The following is a 26261-nucleotide window of genomic DNA, read 5'->3' on the forward strand; positions in this document are numbered from 1 at the left end:
CCTTTTTAGGAATGATTATACTGTAATTAGTGGACTTCATAGTGATTACTACTGAGGTAGCGATAGAAGTCCGTCAGTTTCATAGTCAAGACACGATTAATCACATTAACCTGGCTGACCACTCGCTGATAGTCGAGATTGACTGGTCCAATGACTGCTAAAATTCCAAATCCTCTGTAAGGAATCAGAAATTTGCTAGAAATAATGGTCAAATCAGACAAGCAACTTTCTCGGCTATCTGCCACGCGCACGCTTTGCATCTGATCCTCGGCTAGACTGTCTCTAATCTCAAAGGCCACCTTCTGTGAATCATCAAAGAATTGATAGGCCTTCAAATCTGAAAAATTCAACAAGCCAACCTTGCCGGACACAATAACATTCTCTTTGAAAATATCACCGAAGATATGCTCAAACAGATGAATAACATTATCTGTCGTAGTGAAATAGCGCTGGATAATCTGGGGAATTTCCGTCCGAATCTTGTAGTGAATATCCAAGACTGTCTGTCCCAAAAATCGCTCCTGAACCAAAGCTTTAAGCCTATCCAAGTCTTCTCTTAGGAAGTTGCGCGGAATCATAAACTGACTGGTGATAGTATTGGACTCATCTAGAGTGAAGACTGCTAGAGCCGTATGCTGACTGAGTACTACGATATCAAATGCTGTCAAACGTTGCCGACTGGGTTCGACATCCAAGGCAACAACTGTGCAACCACTCAGCTTAGTTAGAAGGTCCGCTGCCTGTTGAAGAATGTCCTCCAAGTTGAAAAACTCATGGTCAAAGGCTTTGATAACCTCATAAAGTTCATTCTCAGCTAGACGATCAAAAGATAGCGAATGCTTGACGAAGTACTGAAAACCAGCCACGCTAGGTTTACGACCACTAGATGTATGAGCCTTCTCCAATAGTCCCTGTTTTTCTAGAGCTGCCATATCGTTTCGGATAGTGGCGCTACTAGAATTGATGGAATCCTGTAAAGCTTTGGACCCTACTGGCTCGTGAGTCTTGGTAAAGATATCAATAATCAAATTTAAAATCTCATTTTGACGCTCCGTTACCACGACACCACCTCCATTCAAGATTTCCTTCTTTGTTAGCACTCGATCACCTTGAGTGCTAACTCATGATTCTATTATACACTCTTCCCGAACAAAGTCAAGATAAAAATTCAAAAAATTAGCACTCTTTTTTCAAGAGTGCTAAAAATCAGTCTAAAGACCTAGGTTAATCATCCAAGGCTTTCATGTTACTCATTAAGTAGAAAGAAAGTCCTGCAAAAAGAAGCAACCAAAGTAGCAGAGCCATAAATTCTCCGCTCCATAAATGGAAATGAGACCAATCTTTCATATAAATAGTAAAGAGGCCCATAAAGCTATAACGCAGAACCTTAAATAAATCCTCATTCATATTCGAAAACATAGGAATAAAAGCTACCAAAAGCATAGCTGGAACACTAAGGGATTGTGCCATGACCTGATTTTTACAAAACAGACCAACCATTAAGAAGAAGAAAATTAAGACTAGCAAGGTTAACAAGAGAACCAAACCATAACTGAATACCTGATTAGAAAGCTTAGCTCCTGCCAAAATCGGGGTAATGATGATATAAAAGATCCCAATAATCGCTGGCCAGATTAAGGCAGAGAGAATGTATTGACCAGCTGTCACACCAGCCAAGCGCAAACTTTGCAAATTATGTTTTTCCCTTTCCTCAGCTAAGATGATAATAATGGGTGTCCCAACAGACATGGCTAAAGAGAAGGGCAAAGAAATATTCATTAACAAGATAGCTAGTCTGTCTGCTCCCAGTTCTTTACCTGCTCCATTCAGAGAAAAAATAAATTTATAGAGAAAAACGAAGAAAACTGGCATGAGAACTTGTAATAGGATACTTTTATTTGCTAATGTCACTTGACCTCTCAGCCAAATCATACCTTTTAATTTATTAGACATTTAAGGTACCTCCTGTCAAAGTGATGAAAACATCTTCTAAAGTTGGTTCGCAAGAATGAATACTGATAACATTTGACAGATCCATGCCTCCTTGCAATTCCTCAAAGGCCACCGTCTTCGTTGTCAAATCTACATATTCTAAACGAACTTTCTTATCTGTATTGTACTTTTGGATAATCTCATGCGGGCTACCCACTTCGACCAACTTACCCTTATGCAATAAGGCCAAACGATCGCACAAAAGTGTAGCTTCCTGCATATCATGAGTTGTCAGAAAAATAGTTGTTCCCTGAGCTTTTAGTTCCAGTAGCAAGTCATGGATTGTTCGGGAAGTTGACGGATCCAAACCACTGGTCGGCTCATCTAAAAAGAGCAGTTTGGGCTGATTAATCAAGGCACGGACCAATAGCATCCGTTGTTTCATACCTGTAGATAGTTTTTCAGCCACCTTGTTGCGACTATCATAGAGCCCCACTTTTTGAAGAAGCTCATCGACTTTCTTCATATCCACACCAAAGATCATAGCATAGGCCTTAAGATTGTTGTAAAGCGACATTTTTTCATAAAAGCCACTAGCGTCACTGACAATCCCTATCTGCTCCAGGACTTCTACCTTTAAATCCTCAACCGTTTTAGACAGCACATGAGCTGTTCCAGCATCTGCCTCTAGCTGCCCAGTCAAGATATTAATGGTCGTTGTTTTTCCTGATCCAGATGGTCCTAGAAAACCAAAAATTTCTCCTTCTTGAATGGAAAAATCAATTCCTGCCAAGGCTTCTTGTTCCTTGAACTTCTTTTTTAAGCCTTGAACTTCAATAATCGTTTTTTTCATCATTATCCTCGCTTTCATAAAAACAATTGATAAAAAACTTATCAGTTTTTGAGCTCCTGCTTCCTTCTCCAGAAACTCAAGCCTATATGAACCAGTTGACCAAATAAAATAAGTAACAATACCGTATCTATTAATAAGATACATTTTACTAGCCAATCTACATCTGAACCTTTTTGAGCTACACTTAAAACTAAATAAGTAGCAAAAAACAAAGCTACAAGGGCTGGGAAAAACCGCCATATAAGCAAACGCTTAACCATTTCTAGCTTAGACCAGGCATCATTATAGATCTCAAGGTCACTTTCCGCATCAAGCTGAGAAGCTGGCTTGCGGAAATAGGAAAATTGATTAAAATTTGTAATATGCTCCCAACCACAATCTTTAAATAATTGATAATAGGAATCTCGCTCCGCCTTCTTTATAGGACGAAAATCTAATTGATAAGCCATTTCCTGAGGTGAAGTTTTTTCAAAAGTATAACGAACTGCAATTATAAAAGGGGAATAGTTTACTTTTTTCAACTTCCAGCCCTGGCCATGCATCTTTTTAAAATAGGACGCTTCTCTATCGTAGTCTGCAATGGTAAAGATCCTGTAGACGACTTTCTTTCCCATCAAACATCCTCCTTACTATTCCGGTAAAGGCGTTCAATCCGCTGAATTTCCAAGTTCAAAATCTTCTGCCCAAGATCTGTAATCTGGTAGAGTTTCCTCTTTTCTTCCTCGCGAACAAAGGCAATCAGACCATCCTTTTCCATTTTGGACAAGGTTCCATACATGGTTCCGGGACTGATAGATAGTTGCCCATCTGTCAATTCCTTGACTTTTTGAGTAATACTGTAGCCATGCCTTTCTTTCTGGAGACAAAAGAGAATATAGAATCCTGTCTCTGTCATCGGTACATAGACTCGCCTGAGTTTTTCTGTTAATCCACTCATCTTTTTCTCTCCCCTTTCACCTCGATATATCGAAGCTTGATATACACATTATATCGCAGTCCGATATAGTTGTCAAGAGTTTATATAGGAATCTTGCTTAAATTATTCTTTTAGCTCAAATAGATCCTCTATCTTCAAATCAAAGACTCGTACAATTTTTAGAGCCATTTCAAGAGAAGGATTGTAACGATTATTTTCTAGATGCAAAATCGTCTCTCGCCTGACACCGATACGCTCTGCCAACTCTTGCTGGGTCATGCCACGAGCCTCACGAGTAGACTTCAAACTTGTAATAAGATTGCTCACTTTCCCCATCATGCCCCTCTACTTTCCAAATAGATGAATACAAAATTGAAAAGCAAGACCAGCACCCCTGCTACTATAAAAAAGATACCTCCTGGAATCAACAGCCCCTTCACGATCGTCAAAAGCAAGGCTAGGGTTAACAGAAAGATGATACTGCTAGCAAATGCTGTCATAGCAGCCTTAGATAAATTTGCATAAAAACGCTCATCTGCTTGCTCATCTGCTTTTCTTAAGATAAAATAACCAAGAAAAATCAGCTGCACTAGAAGACCTATCCCCATCACGGTTTCCTTTAAAAGACCCGCAGATGGTGTACTGAGCCAGATGCCTAGAGTATAGATGGACGAAGCAGATAAAACGAGGATACCATTTAATTTTTCTTTAATAGAGAAGATCTGCCTTTCCCTAACTTCATTTTGTTTGCTCTTTAAAATTCCCCAAGTAGCAAAAAACAGACCAATCCCTGTACCACCAATCAATATTAACTTTTCCAGCAAGCTAAATCGAACAACCCCAGATAAAACCGCCCAATCTCCGCATAAGACCAGAATCCACAAAGGTAGTAACAAGACTAACTTTTGACCTTTTTTCATGACAAAACCTCCTGTAGTGTTATAAATATATCACACTTTATGTTATAAATATATCACATTGGTCATCATAATGCAAATTTCTCGATAAAAAAAGCCAGGAACACCTGACTTACTTGATTTATTTTTCTGCTGCCTTTAGTAATGCGATGTACTCTTCCAGAACTAGATTGTGCTTTTGCATATACTGGGCGTTCTCTACACCGACATAGCGGTAATGCCAGTGTTCAAAATCAACTCCAGTAATATTACTCTTGCCTTCGGGGTAGCGAAGGACAAAGCCATATTGTGGGGCCAGCTGAGCTATCTTAGCAGCTGGTTCATCCTCCAGCCCTTCAGGAACACTCATATCAATAGCCAAGCCTGTTTGATGTTCACTAGCTCCTGGAATCTGAATCTGTTTCTGGACAGCACTGACTGCTTCTTCATGCGACAGACCCTTAGCCTCCTCTGCTGCAACATTCTCATTATAGAGCTCTTCTTGCTCTGCACGACTCCGATAACCAGAAATTAGTATTTCTCCTGGAGCTACGGTCTGAGCCGCAGCAAGGAACTGCCGAGTATTCTCAGCAATACGACTATCCACCCGGATTTCCCCAACCTGAGTCAAAGATGGCGTCTTTTCCTCCTGTAGATGATCACGGTTAACCAAGACTAAATTCCAATCCGCTGAGGACACCTTGGGTAAATCAGAATCAGAGCTTGTTAATCTTGAAGACTTAGAGCTGCTTGGCTTAGTAGAGCTACTCACTTGACTCGAAACCTGAACATAGCTGAGAAGATTCTTCAATAAGGAGGGGCGGAAATAAATAACCGTTCCACCTATGACTAAGGTCAAGATAAGTAATAGTAAGATCGTCAAGCCAACCTTCTTAGCCTTGGATTTCCTTTTTACTCTTAGATGTTTAGCGTGTTTCAACTTATTACTCCATTACTTTAGCGCCCACTTCACGATAAGACATATCACCAATCCGGTCAATCGTAAACTTACCATCTTCGTAGTCTACTACAGTTACACTGCCGTTGTGCAGGCCTAAACCTCGAGGCGTTGCGTGGTCAATCAACCAAGCGAAGGTTCCAATCGTCATACCATGACTGACAATCAGAGCATTTCCTCCTCCTAGCGACTCAACTTCTTTGGCGATACTCTCAAAACCATCTAAAATACGGCCACTGAGTTTAGGCCAAGATTCTGCCCAGCCCGCTGTGTCCACTTCTACCAATCCTTCTGCTAATTCGGGGTAGCTAAGTTGATGAACATGTTCGACATGAAAGACACGGGGCATAACACCCATAAAGAGTTCACCGTCATAAGCCCCATCAAAGCTACCAAAACACCATTCACGAATGCGTTTGTCTGTACGGTAAGGAATCTTATCTCTCAAGCCCAGCTCTTCTAAAATGATTCCCATGGTTTGAATAGTACGACCACTATCGCTAGAATAAGCCCGCTTAAAGTCTATACCAGCAGCTTTTAGACCCAATCCTAACTCTCGAATTCCTCGTTCACCTTCAGTTGTCAGAGGAGTATCCGACCATCCTTGCGCTCGACCAATCGCATTAAACATGGTTTTACCGTGACGGACGATATACAATCTTGTTTTTGACATTTACTTGCCTCCCTTATTCTTCCTTTATTATACCACTTTTAGGAAAAAATCAAGACCATTGCTGTCAGCGACTATTTAAAACCTCTGCACCAGCTTGACGATAGGACACATCTCCCAAACTTTCAATGGATAGTTTTCCATTGGCATATTCAACAACTGTCACACTTCCATTTTCAACTCCAGGGTTTTTCTCAATCTCTTCGTCAATTAAATAAGCAAGAGTACCGATTGTCATGCTATGGCTGACTACCAAAGCATTCCCACCACCGGAAGCCTCTACATCTTTTGCAATAGCTTCAAAGCCGTCTAAAATTCTGCCACTGAGCTTATCCCATGGTTCCGCCCAACCTGCAGTATCTACTTCAACTAAGCCATTCGCTAAGTCCGGTAGGCTAAGTTCCTTGTAGTTATCTGTTTTCAAAACACGAGGAATGACACCGTGAAAGAGTTCTCCACCATAAGCACCATCAAAACTACCAAAACACCACTCTCGGATTCTTTTATCAAAGGTATAAGGGATTTGCCCAGTCAAGCCAAGTTCTTCCAACACAATCCCCATAGTCTGAATGGTTCGCCCCGAGTCACTTGAGTAAGCTTTTACAAAGGAAAGGCCTGATTTTTTTAATCCAATCCCCAACGCTCGAATACCACGTTCCCCTTCAGCTGTCAGAGGAGTATCTGACCAACCTTGGGCTCTGCCAATGGTATTAAACATTGTCTTCCCATGCCGAATGATAAATAATCTCGTTTTTGTCATCTCTTCTCCTTGTTCAATCGAAAAGGCCTGTCTGCACAGACCTGATTTTCTTATTAATTTTTAAAACTGTGAATCGGCGCTGGAATCTGTCCACCACGCGCGATAAATGCTGCTGACGAAGCTTGGTTGACCTTCATGACCGGAGCTGTTCCCAAGAGCCCGCCAAATTCAATCATATCGCCTTCCTTGCCCTTTGGAATAATCCGCACAGCTGTCGTCTTTTGATTAATGACGCCAATCGCTGCTTCATCCGCAATCATGGCTGCAATGGTTTCAGCCGGCGTCGCCTCAGGGATAGCAATCATATCCAAACCTACTGAGCAGATGGCTGTCATAGCTTCTAACTTTTCTAGATTGAGCGAACCGTTTTGCACAGCCGCAATCATGCCCTCATCTTCTGAAACAGGGATGAAAGCACCAGACAGACCACCCACTTGATTGCAGGCCATGACACCACCTTTTTTGACTTGGTCATTGAGTAGAGCAAGCGCTGCTGTCGTGCCATGGGTGCCGACTGTTTCTAAGCCCATTTCTTCCAAAACACGGGCTACTGAGTCTCCGACTGCTGGCGTTGGAGCCAAACTCAAGTCAACAATCCCAAACTTAACGCCCAGACGTTCGCTAGCCATCTGACCAACCAACTGACCAATACGAGTGATTTTGAAGGCCGTTTTCTTGACTGTTTCAGCCACCACGTCAAAGCTTTCACCACGAACCTTTTCCAAGGCTCGTTTGACAACACCAGGCCCAGAAACACCGACATTGATGACCACATCTGCTTCACCGACACCATGGAAGGCACCAGCCATGAAAGGATTGTCCTCTACTGCATTGGCAAAAACAACTAGCTTGGCCGCACCCATGTCAGACAGTTGGGCTGTTTCCTTAATAATGCGTCCCATATCTGCAACCGCCGTCATGTTGATACCGGTCTTGGTTGAGCCGATATTGACAGAAGAACAGACCTTGTCCGTCTCCGCTAAAGCTCGTGGAATAGAATTAATGAGAATTTCATCACCTTTTTGATAGCCCTTTTGGACTAAGGCAGAGAAACCGCCTATAAAGTCTACGCCGATTTCCTTAGCCGCTCGATCCAGAGCCTTAGCTAAAGGAATATAATCTTTAGCATCCGTGGCCGCCCCAATCAGCGAAATCGGAGTCACTGAGACCCGCTTGTTGACGATAGGAATCCCGAGCTCTGCAGCAATTTCGTCCCCAACAGCCACCAAATTTTTAGCCTTGGTCGTGATTTTTTGGTAAATCTTCTCAGCAGCCAGATCAATGTCTGTATCGATGCAGTCCAAGAGTGAAATACCCATGGTGATAGTCCGAATGTCGAAATTCTGCTCCTCAATCATGGCAATGGTTTCTGTTACTTGTCTGATATCCATCCTTCACCCCTTAGATATTGTACATAGCGTCAAATATTGCTGCGCTTTGAATATTGATTTTGACGTTAAGAGTCTGGCCAAAGCTCTCAAATTCACTACGAAGAGCTGCAAAATCTTGTTTTTCTTCACTTGAAACAACAGCCATCATCGTAAAAAATTCATCCAAAACAGTCTGTGAAATATCATCTATATTCAATCCCAACTCTGCAATCTTAGTTGAGACTCCCGCAACAATCCCTGATCTATCTTTCCCAACAACCGTAATAATTGCTTTCATTGTCGACTCCAATCCTTTTTTTGTTTGTATTATTGTAGCATAAAAGATGTGATTTTGCATGGAATTGTAGAAATTCCTCAGACGAGCTTATACTTGCTTTCTTCTCACTCTTCTATTTTAGGCAAGAATCCATAATTCATCCATATGAAATAAGCCCGTCATTTCTTGTTCGACAAGGCTCATAGATGGAATTGCAAGACAAGATTCTCAGATTTGTCTATTGAAAGCATATTTTTTATCTATGCTTTTTCTTGAAAACGATTACAAAAATTGATATAGTAAGATTAAAGAACACATTACAAAGGAGGTCTCTTATGAAAGACACCTATAAGAAACGCTTATATACTCAGGTTCTTAGCCTGTCAGTCGCAGCCCTTCTAGCTGTTCTAGCCCAAGGAAACGTAGCTGCCGATACGCTAAATCCGACTGAAGCGCCACAAGAAGCAAGTCCTGTAAGTAGTCTTGTCGAAAATCCTACTCCAGTCAGTGCCGAGAAAACAGAAGATCATTCTGATCAACCTCAGGCAGATACTGCTGATAAGGAAAATCAGCCTGTAGCTGAATCGGATAAGACTACAAGCGAAACGGCTACTAGCCCATCCACAGGAGCAGAAAGCAAAAAGGAAACTAGCTCTGAAAACACTACTGCACCTGATAAGTCTGAAAGTCGTGCAGCAAGTAGCGAAGACTCAAAAGTTCAGCTTGCAGACAGTAAGGTTTATATGTCTGAAAAAGCAAACATTGAGGAAACCGTTCAAGAACAAGGTGCCAAAGCCAACAAAATTAGTTGGACACTCGATAACAAGCCAATTAGCGAGTGGAAAACTTGGAAGATGGAAGACGGCACATTCTCTGGAGATCCCTTTGTAACCATAGAAGAAAAAGTCGAAGGAAATGACCTCAAGCTATCTCTGAAATTTAACGAACTATTTAGCCAAGATCTGAGTTTACGGACACCCAACAATATTCGCAGAACCTACCGCAACTTTATGGGAAATCATGAATTAGTCGGGGTCAGCGAAGATTTGGGACTTACTATTCGCAAAAACATTATCCTAAGACCATATGAAGACTTCCATACCCACGATGAAATGCTGGCCTCTATCGAAAAAAGTCGACAAGAAGCTAAAGATGATCGTTTGGTTCAAATCGAAACGATTGGTAAGAGCGCGCAAGGACGAGATGTCAAACTGGGCATCATTAGCTCTGATCAAAAGAGTATCGATGACTACCTCAATACAACCAATCCAAAAGCCCTCACAAAACCTGCCGAAATGCTGGCTGCCTTAAAGAACGGAACACTGGATTATAAGCTCCCGATCCTGATCAACAATACCCACGCTGATGAACAGCCCGCCATCGACATCATCACTGGACTTTTCAATACCTTTGCTACTAAAGATCTTATTTCTTTCCAGACAACTGATGCCAATGGCCTTGCCAAAAATGTGACTCTTAGTGTCAAGGAACTCCTCAAGAAATTTATTTTCTTATTTGACTTCACAGAAAATCCCGACGGAGATGTTGCCAATACTCGTGCACTAGCTAATGGAATTGACCCCAACCGTGACACAAGTTATCAAGCCAACCCTGAAACTCGAACTGTCGCTGGCCTCATCAATAAATGGAATCCTATTGCTCTTTATGACATCCATGGATTCGTTAAAGAATTTTTGATCGAACCAGCAACACCACCTCATGATCCTAACTTCGAATATGACCTCTTGTCAGAAAATATGCTGGAAAACGCCCACCTCATGGGACGTGCCGGCGTTGCTAATTCTAAGTATGACAGCTATATTATCCCTAAACTAGACTGGGGTGATGGCTGGGACGATTCCTTCTCCGGCTATACTGGAGTTTACGCTATGTACCATGGTATCTTAGGGCATACAATCGAAATTCCTGAAGGAAATCAAGAGTCCTATAAAGCTGGATACCACGCAGTATTGGGGGGTATTTCTTACTTATCTCAAAACCCAGATAAATTGATGGAAATGCGCCTCAACTTCTATCTCAGAGGTATCAATAAGGTAGAAGATCCTAAAGCAGAGAATGAATTAGTAGGACCTGATGGTAAGGTTGTTGGACGGATCAAGAATGGTCAAAAGAAATTCTTCCCTGACTATTATGTCATTCCAATGGGACTTGATAAAAACAACGACTCCCAACAAGCCTTTAATATGATTGAATACTTCAAGAGAAATGGTGTCACTCTTAAAGAATTGAAGGAAGATGTAGGCAACTATAAGAAAGGGGACCTAGTTGTTGATATGGCACAAGCTAAACGAGGCTATGCCAACCATATCCTTTATAAAGGTTCTAATGAATCCGCTTGGTCAGCTATGTATGCCGAACTTTTGGTGAATTTCCCAGACATGCGTGGCTTTAAAGCAGAAGCTGTCTTCAAGGATAAACTCTTTGACGGAAAATTAGGAGACGTAACAGCTCTTCGTGCTACTCGTACAAGCGAAATTAACCACTCAGCTCCTTACTATGTGATTGCAAATACATCTGACAGTGCCGTAAAAGCAGTTAACCAAGCCATTCGCCAAGGAAAGAAAGTCTATCTAACAGACGATGGATATATCGTTGACACACCGACATTCGAAAACCTGCTTGGAGATTATGCCATCTACGGGGATGCACTCTATAAGGTTCCTAATGGCCCAAGCTTGAAAGCCTTAAAAGTCTATTCACCTCCTCATCAATTTTATTGGGCAGGCGTTGATTCGCCTACACATACAGCTCTAGCACTAAAAAATCTAGGCTTTGATCTTGTCGACACACCAGAGGAAGCTGATGTTGTTGTTTTAGAAAGCAATAATTTTGACAAATCTCTGGTCGGTCTCAAGCCAACCATCGTCGTTGGTGGTTCTGCTATGCAAAGACTCGAAAAACTGGGTCTTATCGACGGATTTGACGCTGAAAAATTCTCTGGTGGCAGTGATTTTGAAGGCCTCATGAAAGCAATTATAGATGATCAAGACCCACTGACTAGTGGCTATAATAAGAACGACCTCTTCTATTCTAACTCAGGAAACTGGATTGCTAAGGCTCCAGCTAACTTCAAAACTTTGGCAACAATCGCTGGCAGTGATTACTATATAGCTGGATGGTGGCCAGGCAACGAAAAACTGGCTAACAAAATTGTAGCTATCTCTGGGAAATACAACGAAAATCCACTATTTGTATACGCTGGAAATCCTACCAACCGCTTGCATACAATTCACTTCTACCGTTGGATATCCAATGCAGTCTTTGGTAGTCAGTTGGCAAACTTGACAGATTATATCTTGCCAAGTCCAACTCCAAATCCAATTCCTCAACCTCAGCCATTAACGCCTCCTACTTACCAGGCTCCAAGCAAGACCTACCAAGCTCCAAATCAAACAAGGCTTGAGTTTAAACCTGCAACTAAAGTTGATCCTGTTCAAGAGATTCCTTTGACCTATAGCAGAGACTCTCTTCCAAAAACTGGAACACAGGAAATGACTGAAGGCTTCAAGCTAGCAAGTATTTTAATCGCTTGCTCTGCTGGACTCTTCCTTTTGAAGAAAAAGGAAGACTAATACTTAAAAACACACCTCCCAATTGATGCGGGAGGTGTATTTTTAGTTATAAGCTTTGTTATTTTTCCACATAGGTATGAAGTGGATAGGTCGGATAGGCCAAGTCACGCGCCAACTCTGAAGTCACATAACCTGCCGGTGCATCTAACACAGAAGGGATTCGATTGACGATAGTGGCACAGGTCAAGGCTACAGTATCAGGCTTGCTGACTGAGAAGACTAGATTTGGCTCACCAGTAATTTCCCAATCACACATATCTCCGTCATTTTCACGATAAACCTTTCCAATACACTCTACTTCTAACTCAATTCCCTGATGGGTATGAATGGTTGTCACAGCTGACATACCCGTTACTTGCCCCGCTGGAACTGTGCGTCCCAGCGTTTCAGAATAAACATCTTCATCCAAAATGTAAGGAACACTCTTTTGTGAAATATCCTGAATGGTCCAGTTCATCTTAGAGCAAATAGCTTCAGCAGCATTCCACATATAGGACGGAAGACTCTCAGCACTAGCAATTTCCTTTTCAAATCGCTCTGAATCGTAACCAGCACCATGCGCTTCTGCCAAAGCCAGACCATAATCTTCCACATTATAGCTGACAATCCCTTTCACCTTTTGAATGCGATTAAGGCCAGACATAGCCAAGCAAGGCATATTAATCCAGTAAATATCCTGCATGCCAGATCCCATTACAGTGACACCATATTCTTTGGCCAGCTTGTCCAAGCGGTTTGTTTCGGATGGCGACGTCGTCCAAGGGTAGATAGCTTCCTCACAGGTCGTGATGATATTAACTCCATGCTTGATGGCTGTTTCAAAAAAATCATACATTTCCGGCATATAGGAAGCAATGGTGACAATGGCAATGTCTGCGTCACACTCTCCAAAGACACGTTCAGCATTATCAGAAATCAGGACACCAGTCTTATAGCCTAGCTCTGCAAAATCACCAACATCCTGTCCTACTACAGCAGGATTGTTATCAATAGCTCCGACAATTTCTACACCGTGATCCAGCAGGTACTTGAAAATCACTTTAGACATCTTGCCGCAGCCATACTGGACAGCACGAATTCTTGTATTTCTCATGGCAAACCCTCCATTAATTGTTATTATTTTCACAATTATAGTATAATATCTCTAGTAACTAGAGAGTCAATAGAGGGTTTTAAAAAATGAAAAAAATTTTGCGTATCGGAGAGTTTTCCCAAATAAATCAGATTTCCATCCAAACTCTACGATTCTATGACCAAATCGGTCTTTTAAAACCCTATAAAGTCGATCCAGAAAACAACTATCGCTACTATCACATCAATCAATCTTCTCTGGTTGACTCCATTCAGTACCTGCGTCAACTGAATTTTTCTCTAGAAGACATCAAAGAAATTCTATCTGACAAGGACCATTTTCAACTGCACCAGCTTATCGAAGAGCGCTATCAGCGCCTTCTAGAGGAAAAAGAGAATATAGAAAAACAAATCCAAGAAATCGAAATCTTTCGGTCTGGTGCCCGTATCTATGGCGAAAAACAGAGCGAGCAAGAACTGGAAATCCAAACTTTTCCTGAACGGCAGCTGCTTATTTTTGAAATTGCTCAAAATATTTATCAAATGAAAAGTGAAGAATACGAACTTGCTCTCCGCTGCTTCAAGCAAGAAATCCTGCGTTACAGTCCTTTTTTCACTCATTTCAGCCGTGTTGGCTCCATTATGAAACAAGAAGATTTCCAAAAAGAAAGATGGATTTCCAAGCAACTCTGTCTCTTCCATCATACTCCCAATGAACTCCCTCACTTAAATCGAATGTTGCTACCGGCAGGAAATTATGCTGTTGCTTACTGCTCTTCCTTTGTAGATGAACTTAAAGCTCTGCCGCATTTTCACCAAGCTCTGACCCAAGCTGGATATACTCCTGTGGGCGATTATATCTGCGAGGTCATTCATGAACAGCCACAACTCCAGGAGCAGCACCGCGATATGTTCATCCGGATGCAAGTTAAGATAGAGAATTAAAAAGCAAGCCGATGGATGTATCGGAATTCTTGCCAGATACTGCAGCATGCTCAGCCAAAAACTAATCATTTCATAAACCGTAATTATATCAAAAAAGGACGGGAAAACACCCATCCTTTTTATGTGCAAATAACCATTGCTTAGCACCTTAGTCTTCTTGTTTCTTTCTTCCAGCTAGAAGACCCATTCCCAGAAAAGCTAAACCAGCCAGAGGCAGAAACTTGTCTTCTTGAGTGCCAGTCTTAGGCAGGGCTGAGTCGGGAGCTGGCTGCAATCTTGGCGACGGAATAACTTTCTCTTCCTCACCTTGATTGAGAGCTTGAGGCTGGGTCCTTGTCAAAGGCTGTTTAGCACTTTCAGCCACCACCTTGCTGCCAACTTCTACTAGTTCGTCAACTGCTAGAGAAAGCACTTCCTGACCGAGGACAGTTCTCTGACCCTTCAAGACTTCTACAAAGACTCGCTTTTGACCCTTTTGGCCGGCTACAAGTATCCGCCGCTGCCCTTGTTCCAGTTCTGGATTTTCCTGTTCTCGGGTCTGATATGCAATCTCTTCCATTACGATTTCTAAGAAAGGCTTTTCTTCCACTAGGTCCTTTATCCCTTCTTCTGGAGTGACCTGATGACTTGGTTTCACAGCCAGAGCAGCAAGAGCTGTCTTCAGATCCTGTTCTGCTCTATCTAAATCTGCCTGCTCCGCTTTTTCATCTGCCAAGAGAGACTGGGCTCGAGCCAAGGCTGACTGGTAAGCCTGAACTGTCTCATCTGTGTAGAGGCTTGGATCTAGACTAGCCGTACTGTCTACCACTTTCTGCAGAGAAGCCTTATTAACTGCTGGGGCATGAAGATTGGTCACAAAGAAATTGCGAGCTTCCAAATCCCCATCCCAGAGTCCCAGACCGACGTAGGAATCATTATAATAAGGCTCAACCGCATCAAATTGGTGGTTCAGGTATTCTACACCGTCCACAGATACACTGACACCATTTTTAGTTTTCACTAGCTTAATATGGTGGAACTGGCCGTCATTAAGACGCTTGCCATTCATGCTATTTTCTGCAATCGTCTCCCCCATAAAGCGGTAAAGTCTAATCTTATCATTATCGCCAAATTGAATAGAATAGGCATTGCGAGGGTCAACATTTTCAGACGCATAGAAAATATTAATCAAGCCTTTTTGATACTTGAGCTCCACATCCAAGTTATACTCAGGGAAAGGAATCTTCTGACCTCCCATATAATAATCATTGGCGCTGGTATTCTGATTATAGAGGCTTTCACCATCGACATACCACTTACCGGAAACAGCTTTTAGATCTGGAACATTTGTCTTAAAGTCATTACGGCTGATATTGATGGTGAAGACCTTGGAAAGGCTTGGATTTTCCTTAGAGGTCGCCGTTACCTTGACCACACCCCTTTGCAGAGCAGTCACTCGTAACTTGTTGCCATCTTTCGTGACAGAGACCAGGTCTGGCTGATCCACACTCCAGCTGACCGCTTGAGAGACACTTGCTGGCATGATATATGCTTTCAAATCCAAAGTATCGCCGACATAAATATTATTTGTTACAGGAGAAGCCTGCACTAGTTCCAGTGGTTTGGTCACTGCCTGCTTGTCTTTCCAGATGCCCTTCAGCGGATAAAGAGCAATGTCAGCCTTAGCAGCACCACCTTCTACAAACACACTAGCGGCAAGACTATTTGGTGCAGGGAAAATCTGATTGGCACCCGCTACAGTATACCCTTTTGCAAAGACTTCTAGGCTGGAGCGATCCACATAGAGATGCAGATCTATGCTGCCATCCGCATTGCGCTTGACAGACTGACTATCCACCTGAGCAAATTTATTACTGAGAAGAATGCCGGACTGGCTGCGGTCAATAGAGAGAGTTTCCTTTTCTAAATCATAGGTAACTCTAGTCACTTCTCCATCTCCAACCCGCAGGTTAAAACCGACTTTCTTGGTCGTTTCACTCGGACGGAAAGTAGAGACAATTTCATACTGATCATCGGAAAAATCTTTCAACAGCCCATTCTTCTCACTAACTTCCACGTCTTTATACAACACAGCCTTGTCTTCCTGACGCAGAGACTGATAAGCTGTAATTGGCGTCTGAGTCAGCCGATAGCTGCCGTCTTGCTTGATAAGGCCTAGTTTGAGGTTAAGATTGAAGGTGCCGTTGAACTTCTGACCGACGGTATCGGCTACCAGATTACAGTAATCTTCCCAGGTATTCATCCAGTTAGACGCGATAATGTCAGGTAGGGTTGGATTAGCCTTGCTACCAAAGTCCTGAACGTAGTAAGTCATGGCCGCATAAGAGTCTTTACCAAAGTTCATGACCTGATCAGCCTGAGCAAACTCAGCATCTGGGACGAAGGTCCACTTGCCCTCCACCTGTCTAAAATCACCGACCTTATAGGAGCGCCCGCCACGAGACAGGACCCATTTTAGGCTACCATCGTCTGCCAGCAGAGGATAGAGATCTGGGCACTCCGTATGGAGATCTGCATAAGTTGACTCCACCTTCCAATTACGCAGATTATCAGACGAATAAATTCTCAGTGGTCCGCCTGCAACGACCATAAACCATTTACCCTCCCAACGGAAGACCTTGGGATCACGAAAATCCTGTGATTGCAGTGGATCATCCGTCCAGTCAGCTGCAATTTGATCAAGCTTCGTCCAAGTCCGGCCCTCATCCTTACTGTAGGCTAACTTGATGCGCTGACCATTTCCGTCGGCAGTAATCAGTGCGACTAAACCGCCCTGGTCATTGTCAAACAAACCAGAGGAATTGGTGGTATCTGCTACTATTGATCCTGAGAACATAGCCCCATTAGCATCCGGATAAAAGGCAATCGGCTGTTCTTCCCAATGAATCAAATCCTTGCTGGTCGCATGGCCCCAGTGCATAGGTCCCCACTTTGTATCGTCGTAAAACTGATAGAAGAAATGATAGACTCCCTTATAATAAACCAGCCCGTTGGGATCATTGGCCCAACCGTCCTTGACCGAATAATGATACTGACCGCGATAGAGTTCATTGTAGTAAATCTCATCTGCCTGCCGACGATGGACATTGAGCCGATAAGTCAGGCTGACCTCCTGCCCATCCGCATCCGTCACAGTGCTGGTCACAGTCAGATAGTTTGCCCCCACTGCCAGCGGGATATTCTTCAAATCACTATAGACCCTACCTGCAGCATCGGTCACGCTTACCTTGGCATCAGGATTTTTTGCTACGACGGTCAAGTCTACAGTCTCAGCATCATGCTTGACATACTGGATAGTGATAGGAGCAGTAAACTGACCTTTCTGCTCCACTTTCCCAACCGAAGAAGTCACACTTATATCCTCCAACTCAGGATTAGACTGAGGAGTGATTTCTTTATAAAAGGTATTTTGAAAAAGCAGCTCACTGTTCCAGTTAAGTAAGCCAAAATAGCCTTCTGACAGATAAGTATTCTGCCCCTTATCATCTCTCTGAAGCGTGTAATCTCCTGAGCTGGCCACTAGGATATCATTGACATAGTAGGATACCCAAGAGCCGATAGAAACGACCTTGAGTCGATATTTATTATCATCCGTTGGCTCGATATGCTTTTCATTGATAAACTGATAGTCCCGACCGCCTTGCCAACGCCAAAACTTCACATTGTTGCTACCACCATCAATATTAACTGCATAGCTGCTCTTGTCATCCGGATTATTATTACTGCGGAAAATGAGGGCTGCCGCCCCTTCCTTACTGAGGAAAGTTACATCCGTTGAGTAAACAAAATTCTTGCCCTGACTTTGAGAGTAAAGGAAACTATCACCTTTGCCTCTGGCATCACTATAAAGACCTTGTTCCCGGACTTCCCAAACTCCATTTTTGTCTCCCTTGGCTTCTGCCAAATTAGTATTGAAGCCTGACTGCTTATCTACAGTCTCTACGGCAGGGATTTTTTCCGAAGCAACTTCCTTCGCCGCTGGCTGTTCGTCTTCTTCCTGTTTGGTCTCTTTAGCATTTGCTGTGGCTGGATTTTCCTTATCAGTCTTTTGATTGGCTGACTCTACTGCTGCATCCTGACCACTCGCTTCCGTCGCAGCAGTCTCTCCAGCTACAGAGCTTTCTGTCTTATCGGCATTACTTGTAGGAGCAGCTGTTTGCCCGCTTTCAGGCTCCGAGACAGCTGATGAATCAGCCTGCAAGACCTGAGCAGGGGCTGGATTAACCTTGCCCTCATCTGCATAAACCACTCCACCGCCATCTAACAAGAAAGCTCCAAAAGCCAGCAGGGCACACCCAAAAACCCAACGCTTGCCGCTTTTTCTCATAAACCAATTTTTACACACTTTTTCCTGATGATTTTTCATGACGCACCTCAATATTCTAAAAATAAAGTCAGACTCCTCACAACCAAATTACTTCTACATAACGCACTCCTTTCACCTTTTCTTGTTCAAAATGAATACGTTGTTTAGCACCTAACTCCTTTATAAAAAAGAAGCAATTTCAATAATCTAAATATAACAAATCTTTGTAAGCGCTTCATCTAACGTTTGTCACAAAAACAAAATGACAGATGTCATATTTTAGAAATGACGAAAAAACAAAAAGCCTCCAAAACGGAAAGCTTTTGTTTGTTTTAAATTTATTCTGAATAGGATGCTACCAGCTCGTTCTTTAGATATTCTGCCAAATGCTGATGTGCAAAAATCTCTGCTTTTTCTTCTGCTGTCGGATTATAGTTGGTATTGGTGTTCACATCATAGACATAGATCTGACCCGCCTCCGACTCTACCCACTCAATAGCCGCCACATCAATACCAGCCTGAGCTAGAAATGTCTCGTAAGCCTGTCTTTGACTAGCAGGTAGCGGATCTGTGATTTGAAACTTATCCGATGTTTCCAACTGAGCAGGCCGTTGTCCAATCTGACACCCATCTGCCGGACAAAGCTGAAAACCATCTGATGAATCAATCGACACTGTATAAAGAAACTTCTGGTTAATAAACTCCGAACGACGAATACGACCATCCGCTGGCTTGATATAAGCCTGAAGCAGGGTAATCCCATCCACAGAAGGCTCAAAAGCAGGACCGTTTACATAAGCTTCTAACTCTGCCTCACTATTGAAGAGCTGCACTCCCAAACCTTTCCCAGCCCGATTATGCTTGGTAATCAGGGGATAAATATTAAGTTTTCTAGCTGCCTCAAGAATATTCTCCTGTCCCAAAACGGCTACCGTCTCTGGAGAAGCAATCCCAGCTTCAGAAAGCTTCAAATATTGCTTAATTTTGCTAATTTCTAGATTGATAGCTCCAGTACCATTGACGACCTTACGGCCATGAGCTTCCAGCCAAGCCAGAACCTGCTCTGTAAATTCTGGTGCGTAGCGATGACCTCGAGTATGAGAAGAGGCTGACATCCTATTATAGAAAATTCCTGTTGGGGGCGGACTCTGCAGATCTAAGATCCCACTTGACAAATCCCACAGCTCAAAAGGGACATTTTTCTCCTCTAGCCACTTGACCAAGTGCTGCGTCCACTCCAAATTTTCATGAATAACGTATACTTTTGCTTGACTCATAAGTCTTCTCTCCTTTAAGAATACCGAACAGCCAGTTCGCTGCTTTTTGATTCTTCCACTACGTGACCTTCTGTTTTTTCAATCACACTCACAGCCAAAGCCTGGCCTAGAACATTGAGAGCAGTACGACCAGCATTAACAAAGAAATCAACCGCAAAAATCAAGGCAACTCCTTCCACTGGCAATCCCAATTGAGGCGCCGCAGCCAGCAAGACAACAATCGCTCCAGAAGGCACTGTTGCAGCAGTCTTTCCAACCAAGGTTAATAGTAAGATGGTAAAGAATAGACCAGAAATAGAAAATGCAATTCCATAAGCATGAGCTATAAAGATAGTAGCTACTGAGAAATAAACAGCAGCTCCTTCGAGGTTAAAAGTATACCCCAAAGGCACAACCAGGTCGATGACATGCTCATCGTGCCCCTGCTTCTTTAGATCTTTCAACAGAGGTGGCAAAACAACACTGGAGCTACCAGAAACAAAAGCCAAAGTCAAGAGGCTCCAATTCTGACGAATACTTGTCAGATAAGGAACTCCGAAAACCAATGCAATCAAAGGAAAAATCACTAAAGCCAAAGCAGCGTACGCCAGATAAGTTCCTGCTACAAATTGACCCAAACCAACCAACTTATCAACTCCTGTTGTGGCTACATCTTTGGCAATAAAACCAAAGATCCCAATTGGCGACAGCTTGATAATCACACCGACAATTTTGTATATCGCCTCAATCCAAATTTGCAATAAATCAATAAACTTCTGTGACTTGTCTTCCTTAAGACTTCCAAGACCATACCCCAAGAATATCGCAAAGACGATGATAGGAAGCAAAGCCCCTTCAGAAAGCGACTTAACAATATTAGCCGGAATGAAACTGAGAAAGAACTCATTTAACTGGATGCTCTTAGCAATCCCATCAATATTTCCTCCAGTCTGACCGATATTGACCCCTTGACCAAAGCCTAGATAATAAGCAGCAAAGACAAAGATCAAGGTAATCACTGTCGTGACACCAAAGAAATAGAGCAAACTTTTTGTCAAAAGCTTCCCAAAAGATTTCTTACCAATCACACCAGCCACCGCTACAACAACCACAGGAAATACCAGCGGAATGATCACCATATTAATCAGACTGATAAAAGCTTGTCCCAAGAATTGATAGAAAGCCGAAAATTGCGGCCATACAAGAGCAACAAGAACACCCAAAACCAAAGCAATCAAGAGTTGAAACCCCAAAGAAACCTTTGACCATAAAGAAAAAATTTTCATCCCCAAACTCCTTTTTCTATTTTGATAGCTATTCTACTATGATTCTCCCAACCTGGCTAATATATATTTTCTATGAAAGTAATAGAAGAATTTTATGGAGGAGTTGAACAACTTAAAAAAGACACCCAAGAGAAAATTCTTGAATGTCTGTATAGATCGATAACTCCGTTGGTTCTGTCAGTAAACTGGAAATGATGATATTATGGTCTCGTTATCTCAAATACTGCTGTATGCACCCACTCATTGTGAATTTGTAAGTCATTTTCTATAATCTTACTAAATGTAAAACCATTTTTAAAAAGTACTCTCTTAGAGGCCAGATTATCCGTTGCCGTTCCCGCAACGATCTTATTTAAACCATAAGTATGAAATGCCTTGTCTAAAACAAGTTTAACCGCTTCGCTTGCATAGCCTAAATTAGTGTAATTTCCTCCAATCCTATATCCAAGTTCCGCTGTTTTTTGATCATTCTCTAAGACACTTAAATTGATTCTTCCAACCATAACGCCTCGCGAATCTCTAATAAGATGCATGTAGACATCCCGATTCGTTTGTTCCGTTAACAATTCCCTTGTAATTTCTTTAAAGCCTTCTGGATCAAAATAGTTACCTGGTCTAGGAGGTAAATTTCGTTCAAAATACTCCCGATTTTCTTTTTCAAAAGAATAGACGTCTGTACTATTTTCTTCAGAAAGTAGCTCTAAACTTATCAATGTAAAGCACCTCCCATCATTATCTACATCCATATTTTCTGATGTTTACCCAAAATAGTACCCCTATTATTTTGCTAATTCTTCATATATCTCAAATAATTTTGCAACAGTACACTATGAACTATGCCTTACCTCTGTTTTGATGGCTTTGAAAAAAATAGTAAATATATTCCAAATACAAACTTAATTGCTGAGTCAATATATGCGATCACTTCTAATGGAATATCCGTAAAAATATATCCTACAGAAATATTAATGACACAAACAAGACCTAAAAATATCATTGATTTTCCATGTACAAAATAATACGGAAAAAAATGTAGTGCGGTTGCCATTAATGCCCCCAACCAAATTAATCTCCAATTTTCAGTCGCAAAAAAAGGACCACCTAGTAAAAACATTAAAATAAATAGTAAAAAAATAGCATATAAAGATACTTTATTTTGAAATGTATTTGAAGAACCGTTGGATAATATATTCAATACTTTTTTATTCATATTGATTGAGAAAAAACTAATAACATACCCAACACTAAACACTGGCATATTTATTATTTGTTTCCCTCCTGTTAAGGTAGCTACTGAAATAATGACCGCTACTACAATTAACCATAGTCCACATGCTCTCTTATAATTAAATTCTAACTTTTCATCTTTATTGTAATTTAAAAAAGCCATAAATACCTCCAGCAACCTCAAATAATTTCTCTTATTATACCACTAGATTATTATTTATTTAAAAATTTTTGTGATAGAGTGAGGGTATTATGACATCGTCACAATTAACAATTCAAAACACCAATATTTCAATCATAAAAATCATGTTGATTTTTGGACAGAAGATGAATTTCGAAAAGTAATACAATCCCTTGATGAAGCAAGTTACTTTTTCAAATAAATATATTGATAGAAGCAACAAATTGTTTTATAATAGTTTGAATTCAAAATTAGGAGTGATGTTTATGAAATTCTATTCATATGACTATGTTCTCAGTCAGATTAGTCAACAGAATTGGACCATGATTATTGTGTCGACATTCTTAGTGATTGTGACTGGATTCTTTGCATTTAAGGCTTTCAAAGATAAAAGAGGGAGTAAGTTCCGTGAATTATCGCTCATTTCTATTTTGACGTTAATTGCTTTTGTATTGATTAGCATTACGAATTTTCAAAACAGCCAATCCAATGATAATCAATTTCGTAGTTCCTTACACTTCATCGAGATTGTATCAAAAGAGTTAGGTGTTGATAAAAAAGATATTTATGTCAATACTTCAGCTACTACTGATGGAGCTATTATTAAGGTTGGCGACAATTTTTATCGCGCCATTAGCGGGACTGACCAAGATAGCTATTTACTTGAAAAAATGGACTTATATAAAACAGATGTAGAACTGGTGGAGGTTGAAAAATGATAAGCTTTTTTGCTACAATTGCAATTAAATTGGCCTGGGGGCTTCTTTCTCTTGTTTTTGTTATTAACGTAACAGGAAAAGGAAATTTAGCGCCAAGTTCTGCAGTAGACCAAATACAGAACTTTGTTCTCGGGGGTATTATCGGCGGGGTCATCTACAATAGCTCGATTACCATCCTTCAATATGTCGTCATCCTCATCATCTGGACGATTTTGATTCTGTCACTCAAATGGCTTAATACCAATGTTTACTTCATCAAACATCTGATTGATGGAAAACCAACTATTATCATAAAAAACGGAAAATTAGATCCAGAAGCTTGTCGCTCAAAAGGCCTTTCTGCTTCTGACGTCGCTCTTAAGTTGCGCTCTCAAGGGGTCTTCCAATTGAAAGAAGTCAAAAGAGCCGTAATTGAGCAAAATGGCCAATTAATCATTGTGAGAATGGGTGATGAAAATCCTAAGTACCCTATCGTTACCGATGGTGTTGTTCAGATTGAAATTTTAGAGACTATTGGTAAAACTGAAGAATGGTTAATGGATGAACTCAAAAAAGAAGGATTTGACGATGTATCAGATATCTTCATTGCAGAATATGACAAAGGCGAAATCAATGTGGTGACCTATTAACCCATCATTATTTGCTGTCTAATAATGACTCGTTCCTGCTTTCAGAATACCGTAGCAATAATTTGACTTATCATTTTAAAAAGAATATACTCGTAATAATCTGAGATGAATATATTTAATTTTTAAAATCAACTGTATTGAATTCAGAGAAACAAATCATTCACTTAATGGAGGTGACGCTATGTCATTAGAAGAAAAATTTAACCAAGCCAAAGGTTCTGTTAAAGAAGGGGTCGGTAAATTAACCGGCGATACAAAAACACAAGCTGAAGGCGTTGCTGAAAAAGTTGCTTCAAAAGCAAAAGAAGTTGCAGAAGACGCTAAAGGTGCAGTTGAAGGAGCTATCGAAGGCGTTAAAAACATTATCAAAAAAGACGATAAATAATCATCGTCTGTTGTTCTTATAAAAAACACTCTTATCCTACAGTTTTAGTAAAACTATGGATGAGGGTGTTTTTAAGTATTGCTAAGGCATTTGATTTTAGAATATAAGAAAAGCATCCCAATAAGGAGATGCTTGGAATATACGTAAATAAATTTTAACGTTTTGAGTGCTGTGGTTGCCATCCAATCAAACAACATTGAGCAAATATAGCTGATTGTAAAACTCATACACTAGATTGTTCAAAAATTAGTTGTCCATTATGATGAAACTGATCTCCCAAAAGTAATTTTAAAGACCAATTCAGAAATTAACAATCTAAAACTATAAATACGATTGTCATCTATTTAAAATTTATTTATTCATTTTCAGAGATTTTTTATCTGGTATTAATAAATATAATGGCAGTAAATTAATAACAATTGTGAGTACAAATAGCAATACATCCGTAATTTGAATTTCTTTTGACGTTACTAAAGAATTAACTATCTGACTATAATAATATCCTGGAAATATCTTTTGAATTGTACTTACTGTGTTTACAAAATCACTTTCGACAGCTAGGTGAGAGAAAGGAATAATGGTAATTGAAGCAAGTACAATAATAGGAAAGCTAATAGTATCAATAACTTTAGAATCAACACGAACTCCAATTACAAAACCAATAAAACTAAAGTACATTCCCATAAACATTAATAAAATAAACTGATAGATTAACAAATTGCTAAATGGCAATCTAAAAAATATGGTTGCAACTAAAGTTACTACCGCAAAAATCAATCCGTTCAACAAGACCTGAACTAAACTTTGACTCAAAAGATAATTAACTATGCTATAATTTGAAAAACTTGATTCTAATTTATAAAACTCTATTTCCGAAGAAATCCTTTTACTAAATGTCGCCAAACTGTTCCCAATTACACCGATAAATACCGCAATACTCAATAAGATATTTGGCATCATATCCCCTTGAAGATTATTCAAAATCATATACCATGTAACTGGAATAAATAAAGTAAAAAGAATAAAACGTTTATTTCTCAATACTTGTTTAAATTGAATAAGACTAATCATGTTTTTCCTCCAAATTACTCAAATCTCGATAATATTGTTCAATTGTTTTTCCTGTCTTATGAATTTCAGCGACAGATTCATCCGCTAAAATATATCCATTTTTTAAAATCAACACCCTTGAAAAAAACTGGTCAATCTGATTGAAATCATGAGTTACAATTACAGATGTACAACTACTATCTTTTAATAATTCCCAAAAATTATCTATAGAAGCCAAATCCATACCAGTTGTTGGTTCATCTAAAAAAAGTAATCTAGGGTTATTTAATAATGATAATAATAAGGACAATCTTCTCTGTTGCCCCCCCGATAAATCACCTACTAGGTCTTTTTTCTTATCTGATAGTTCTACCTTAGAAAGCATTGATTCAACTTCAAAGTCCTTTAGTTTGTTCATATATGCTTTAAGCAAAACTAGTTCTTTTACTGTCAAATCTTTAATCAAAAGATCATCTTGAGGCATCATTCCAATATCATTTTTAAAATCCAATTGAGTTTTTATAAGTCCACTATCGCTCTTTACTTGTCCAGCAATAATTTTAAATAAAGTGGATTTCCCTGCCCCGTTACATCCAAGCAAAGCTATCTTATCGCCTTCCTTAATAGTAAACGAGATATCCTTAAGCACATTCTTTGATCCAAATTTTTTCTTAATATTATGCAATGAAAACATGACTATCTCCTTTGTTTTGATGACTATAAGATAACATTATTCAACATTAATTTTTATCAATTATCAGAATCGGACCCTACTTTATCAGAAACAGTATTATTACTTTCAATAATATATTCAGTTAGGTAATCTTCATCGAAATTAGGGTTTGGCTCCTCAAAAACAATCCAATCGCTTCCTTCATTACCGACTTTATACTTTTAGCAAATAAAAAAGAGGTGTAGCTCATGAATTGGTGGAAAATCTTTGGAAGTCACTAAAAAATATAAAAAAACTACAGATAACTA

At 40.4% G+C, this 26261-nt stretch carries 25 protein-coding genes; 5 read left to right on the top strand and 20 right to left on the bottom strand.

The features are described from left to right. Window positions 1-26: 26 nt before the first annotated feature. From hrcA to HMPREF0847_RS08900, 12 genes are all read right to left on the bottom strand, one after another. Complete coding sequence (gene hrcA, locus HMPREF0847_RS08845) at window positions 27-1061, bottom strand: heat-inducible transcriptional repressor HrcA (protein ID WP_008808415.1); 1035 nt, start codon at window positions 1059-1061, stop codon at window positions 27-29. Window positions 1062-1224: 163 nt separating this feature from the next. After that, window positions 1225-1953, bottom strand: coding sequence for an ABC transporter permease (locus tag HMPREF0847_RS08850; RefSeq protein ID WP_008808414.1), 729 nt, complete (start codon window positions 1951-1953; stop codon window positions 1225-1227). Then, a complete protein-coding gene (locus tag HMPREF0847_RS08855) occupies window positions 1946-2803 on the bottom strand; it encodes an ABC transporter ATP-binding protein (protein ID WP_037622575.1) in 858 nt (285 codons plus the stop codon). Before HMPREF0847_RS08855 ends, HMPREF0847_RS08850 begins: the two co-directional genes overlap by 8 nt. Window positions 2804-2826: 23 nt before the next feature. After that, window positions 2827-3399 carry a DUF2812 domain-containing protein gene (locus tag HMPREF0847_RS08860; RefSeq protein WP_008808412.1) on the bottom strand — a complete coding sequence of 191 codons (573 nt, stop codon included), beginning with the start codon at window positions 3397-3399 and terminating at the stop codon, window positions 2827-2829. Beyond that, window positions 3399-3722, bottom strand: a complete 324-nt coding sequence (locus HMPREF0847_RS08865) for a PadR family transcriptional regulator (RefSeq protein ID WP_008808411.1) — start codon at window positions 3720-3722, stop codon at window positions 3399-3401. Before HMPREF0847_RS08865 ends, HMPREF0847_RS08860 begins: the two co-directional genes overlap by 1 nt. A 102-nt stretch (window positions 3723-3824) precedes the next feature. Next, entirely contained in the window at window positions 3825-4037 is a 213-nt protein-coding gene (locus HMPREF0847_RS08870; RefSeq protein ID WP_020992793.1) for a helix-turn-helix transcriptional regulator, read from the bottom strand. Next, window positions 4037-4621 carry a DUF3796 domain-containing protein gene (locus HMPREF0847_RS08875; protein WP_008808409.1) on the bottom strand — a complete coding sequence of 195 codons (585 nt, stop codon included), beginning with the start codon at window positions 4619-4621 and terminating at the stop codon, window positions 4037-4039. Before HMPREF0847_RS08875 ends, HMPREF0847_RS08870 begins: the two co-directional genes overlap by 1 nt. Window positions 4622-4739: 118 nt before the next feature. Beyond that, complete coding sequence (locus HMPREF0847_RS08880) at window positions 4740-5537, bottom strand: M15 family metallopeptidase (RefSeq protein WP_020992794.1); 798 nt, start codon at window positions 5535-5537, stop codon at window positions 4740-4742. Window positions 5538-5541: 4 nt separating this feature from the next. Next, window positions 5542-6228, bottom strand: a complete 687-nt coding sequence (locus tag HMPREF0847_RS08885; protein ID WP_008808407.1) for a histidine phosphatase family protein — start codon at window positions 6226-6228, stop codon at window positions 5542-5544. Window positions 6229-6292: 64 nt separating this feature from the next. Further along, entirely contained in the window at window positions 6293-6985 is a 693-nt protein-coding gene (locus tag HMPREF0847_RS08890; protein WP_008808406.1) for a histidine phosphatase family protein, read from the bottom strand. Between the two features lie 53 nt (window positions 6986-7038). Next, complete coding sequence (locus HMPREF0847_RS08895; protein ID WP_008808405.1) at window positions 7039-8376, bottom strand: PFL family protein; 1338 nt, start codon at window positions 8374-8376, stop codon at window positions 7039-7041. A gap of 10 nt (window positions 8377-8386) precedes the next feature. Beyond that, the gene (locus HMPREF0847_RS08900) at window positions 8387-8653 is read right to left on the bottom strand and encodes an ACT domain-containing protein (protein WP_011999901.1); all 267 of its coding nucleotides are present in this window, start codon (window positions 8651-8653) and stop codon (window positions 8387-8389) included. A 314-nt stretch (window positions 8654-8967) separates the two neighbouring features. Here HMPREF0847_RS08900 and HMPREF0847_RS08905 point away from each other — a divergent pair, with 314 nt between their 5' ends. Further along, complete coding sequence (locus HMPREF0847_RS08905; protein WP_008808403.1) at window positions 8968-12225, top strand: LPXTG-anchored zinc carboxypeptidase; 3258 nt, start codon at window positions 8968-8970, stop codon at window positions 12223-12225. A gap of 58 nt (window positions 12226-12283) precedes the next feature. Here HMPREF0847_RS08905 and HMPREF0847_RS08910 read toward each other — a convergent pair whose 3' ends face one another. Next, window positions 12284-13318, bottom strand: a complete 1035-nt coding sequence (locus tag HMPREF0847_RS08910; RefSeq protein ID WP_008808402.1) for an NAD(P)H-dependent amine dehydrogenase family protein — start codon at window positions 13316-13318, stop codon at window positions 12284-12286. Between the two features lie 86 nt (window positions 13319-13404). Between HMPREF0847_RS08910 and HMPREF0847_RS08915 the strand changes: the two genes are divergently transcribed. Continuing rightward, window positions 13405-14241, top strand: a complete 837-nt coding sequence (locus HMPREF0847_RS08915; RefSeq protein WP_008808401.1) for a MerR family transcriptional regulator — start codon at window positions 13405-13407, stop codon at window positions 14239-14241. A gap of 148 nt (window positions 14242-14389) precedes the next feature. Here the strand turns inward: HMPREF0847_RS08915 and HMPREF0847_RS08920 are convergent, their stop codons facing one another. The 5 genes from HMPREF0847_RS08920 to HMPREF0847_RS08940 all read right to left on the bottom strand — a co-directional run bounded on the left by HMPREF0847_RS08920 (window position 14390) and on the right by HMPREF0847_RS08940 (window position 22479). Beyond that, window positions 14390-18607, bottom strand: coding sequence for a GH32 C-terminal domain-containing protein (locus tag HMPREF0847_RS08920; protein ID WP_020992795.1), 4218 nt, complete (start codon window positions 18605-18607; stop codon window positions 14390-14392). Window positions 18608-18885: 278 nt separating this feature from the next. After that, on the bottom strand, window positions 18886-19824 hold the full coding sequence (locus tag HMPREF0847_RS08925; protein ID WP_008808399.1) for an ATP-grasp domain-containing protein: 939 nt from the start codon (window positions 19822-19824) through the stop codon (window positions 18886-18888). 14 nt (window positions 19825-19838) lie between these two features. Beyond that, entirely contained in the window at window positions 19839-21089 is a 1251-nt protein-coding gene (locus tag HMPREF0847_RS08930) for a dicarboxylate/amino acid:cation symporter (protein WP_008808398.1), read from the bottom strand. Between the two features lie 200 nt (window positions 21090-21289). Continuing rightward, window positions 21290-21802 (bottom strand): GNAT family N-acetyltransferase, encoded by a 513-nt coding sequence (locus HMPREF0847_RS08935; RefSeq protein ID WP_008808397.1) that lies wholly within the window; start codon window positions 21800-21802, stop codon window positions 21290-21292. Window positions 21803-21930: 128 nt separating this feature from the next. Continuing rightward, entirely contained in the window at window positions 21931-22479 is a 549-nt protein-coding gene (locus HMPREF0847_RS08940) for a DUF6609 family protein (RefSeq protein ID WP_020992796.1), read from the bottom strand. Window positions 22480-22763: 284 nt separating this feature from the next. On the opposite strand from HMPREF0847_RS08940, the gene HMPREF0847_RS08945 reads away from it, so the two are divergent. From HMPREF0847_RS08945 to HMPREF0847_RS08955, 3 genes are all read left to right on the top strand, one after another. Next, complete coding sequence (locus HMPREF0847_RS08945) at window positions 22764-23216, top strand: DUF3290 family protein (protein WP_008808395.1); 453 nt, start codon at window positions 22764-22766, stop codon at window positions 23214-23216. Beyond that, a complete protein-coding gene (locus tag HMPREF0847_RS08950) occupies window positions 23213-23845 on the top strand; it encodes a DUF421 domain-containing protein (protein WP_008808394.1) in 633 nt (210 codons plus the stop codon). The genes HMPREF0847_RS08945 and HMPREF0847_RS08950 overlap by 4 nt, the downstream gene beginning before the upstream one ends. 181 nt (window positions 23846-24026) lie before the next feature. After that, complete coding sequence (locus HMPREF0847_RS08955; RefSeq protein WP_008808393.1) at window positions 24027-24230, top strand: CsbD family protein; 204 nt, start codon at window positions 24027-24029, stop codon at window positions 24228-24230. 351 nt (window positions 24231-24581) lie between these two features. On the opposite strand, the gene HMPREF0847_RS08960 is transcribed toward HMPREF0847_RS08955, so the two are convergent. Both HMPREF0847_RS08960 and HMPREF0847_RS08965 read right to left on the bottom strand, forming a co-directional pair. Beyond that, window positions 24582-25301: a hypothetical protein gene (locus tag HMPREF0847_RS08960; RefSeq protein WP_008808392.1), complete on the bottom strand. Its 720-nt coding sequence runs from the start codon at window positions 25299-25301 to the stop codon at window positions 24582-24584. Continuing rightward, window positions 25294-25974 (bottom strand): ATP-binding cassette domain-containing protein, encoded by a 681-nt coding sequence (locus tag HMPREF0847_RS08965; RefSeq protein WP_008808391.1) that lies wholly within the window; start codon window positions 25972-25974, stop codon window positions 25294-25296. The genes HMPREF0847_RS08960 and HMPREF0847_RS08965 overlap by 8 nt, the downstream gene beginning before the upstream one ends. Window positions 25975-26261 lie beyond the last annotated feature (287 nt).

The organism is Streptococcus sp. 2_1_36FAA, from assembly GCF_000161955.2.
GTDB classification, from domain to species: Bacteria; Bacillota; Bacilli; order Lactobacillales; family Streptococcaceae; genus Streptococcus; species Streptococcus gordonii.

What these genes read in the sequence shown, in the direction of transcription:
- HMPREF0847_RS08910 (WP_008808402.1), bottom strand. Translation starts at nt 13,318, where the DNA reads ATGAGAAATACAAGAATTCGTGCTGTCCAGTATGGCTGCGGCAAGATG.
- HMPREF0847_RS08930 (WP_008808398.1), bottom strand. Translation starts at nt 21,089, where the DNA reads ATGAAAATTTTTTCTTTATGGTCAAAGGTTTCTTTGGGGTTTCAACTC.
- HMPREF0847_RS08850 (WP_008808414.1), bottom strand. Translation starts at nt 1,953, where the DNA reads ATGTCTAATAAATTAAAAGGTATGATTTGGCTGAGAGGTCAAGTGACA.
- HMPREF0847_RS08875 (WP_008808409.1), bottom strand. Translation starts at nt 4,621, where the DNA reads ATGAAAAAAGGTCAAAAGTTAGTCTTGTTACTACCTTTGTGGATTCTG.
- HMPREF0847_RS08900 (WP_011999901.1), bottom strand. Translation starts at nt 8,653, where the DNA reads ATGAAAGCAATTATTACGGTTGTTGGGAAAGATAGATCAGGGATTGTT.
- HMPREF0847_RS08945 (WP_008808395.1), top strand. Translation starts at nt 22,764, where the DNA reads ATGAAATTCTATTCATATGACTATGTTCTCAGTCAGATTAGTCAACAG.
- HMPREF0847_RS08905 (WP_008808403.1), top strand. Translation starts at nt 8,968, where the DNA reads ATGAAAGACACCTATAAGAAACGCTTATATACTCAGGTTCTTAGCCTG.
- HMPREF0847_RS08895 (WP_008808405.1), bottom strand. Translation starts at nt 8,376, where the DNA reads ATGGATATCAGACAAGTAACAGAAACCATTGCCATGATTGAGGAGCAG.
- HMPREF0847_RS08965 (WP_008808391.1), bottom strand. Translation starts at nt 25,974, where the DNA reads ATGTTTTCATTGCATAATATTAAGAAAAAATTTGGATCAAAGAATGTG.
- HMPREF0847_RS08865 (WP_008808411.1), bottom strand. Translation starts at nt 3,722, where the DNA reads ATGAGTGGATTAACAGAAAAACTCAGGCGAGTCTATGTACCGATGACA.
- HMPREF0847_RS08960 (WP_008808392.1), bottom strand. Translation starts at nt 25,301, where the DNA reads ATGATTAGTCTTATTCAATTTAAACAAGTATTGAGAAATAAACGTTTT.
- HMPREF0847_RS08860 (WP_008808412.1), bottom strand. Translation starts at nt 3,399, where the DNA reads ATGGGAAAGAAAGTCGTCTACAGGATCTTTACCATTGCAGACTACGAT.
- HMPREF0847_RS08855 (WP_037622575.1), bottom strand. Translation starts at nt 2,803, where the DNA reads ATGAAAGCGAGGATAATGATGAAAAAAACGATTATTGAAGTTCAAGGC.
- HMPREF0847_RS08885 (WP_008808407.1), bottom strand. Translation starts at nt 6,228, where the DNA reads ATGTCAAAAACAAGATTGTATATCGTCCGTCACGGTAAAACCATGTTT.
- HMPREF0847_RS08890 (WP_008808406.1), bottom strand. Translation starts at nt 6,985, where the DNA reads ATGACAAAAACGAGATTATTTATCATTCGGCATGGGAAGACAATGTTT.
- HMPREF0847_RS08950 (WP_008808394.1), top strand. Translation starts at nt 23,213, where the DNA reads ATGATAAGCTTTTTTGCTACAATTGCAATTAAATTGGCCTGGGGGCTT.
- HMPREF0847_RS08925 (WP_008808399.1), bottom strand. Translation starts at nt 19,824, where the DNA reads ATGAGTCAAGCAAAAGTATACGTTATTCATGAAAATTTGGAGTGGACG.
- HMPREF0847_RS08870 (WP_020992793.1), bottom strand. Translation starts at nt 4,037, where the DNA reads ATGGGGAAAGTGAGCAATCTTATTACAAGTTTGAAGTCTACTCGTGAG.
- HMPREF0847_RS08955 (WP_008808393.1), top strand. Translation starts at nt 24,027, where the DNA reads ATGTCATTAGAAGAAAAATTTAACCAAGCCAAAGGTTCTGTTAAAGAA.
- HMPREF0847_RS08940 (WP_020992796.1), bottom strand. Translation starts at nt 22,479, where the DNA reads ATGGCTTTTTTAAATTACAATAAAGATGAAAAGTTAGAATTTAATTAT.
- HMPREF0847_RS08920 (WP_020992795.1), bottom strand. Translation starts at nt 18,607, where the DNA reads ATGAAAAATCATCAGGAAAAAGTGTGTAAAAATTGGTTTATGAGAAAA.
- HMPREF0847_RS08915 (WP_008808401.1), top strand. Translation starts at nt 13,405, where the DNA reads ATGAAAAAAATTTTGCGTATCGGAGAGTTTTCCCAAATAAATCAGATT.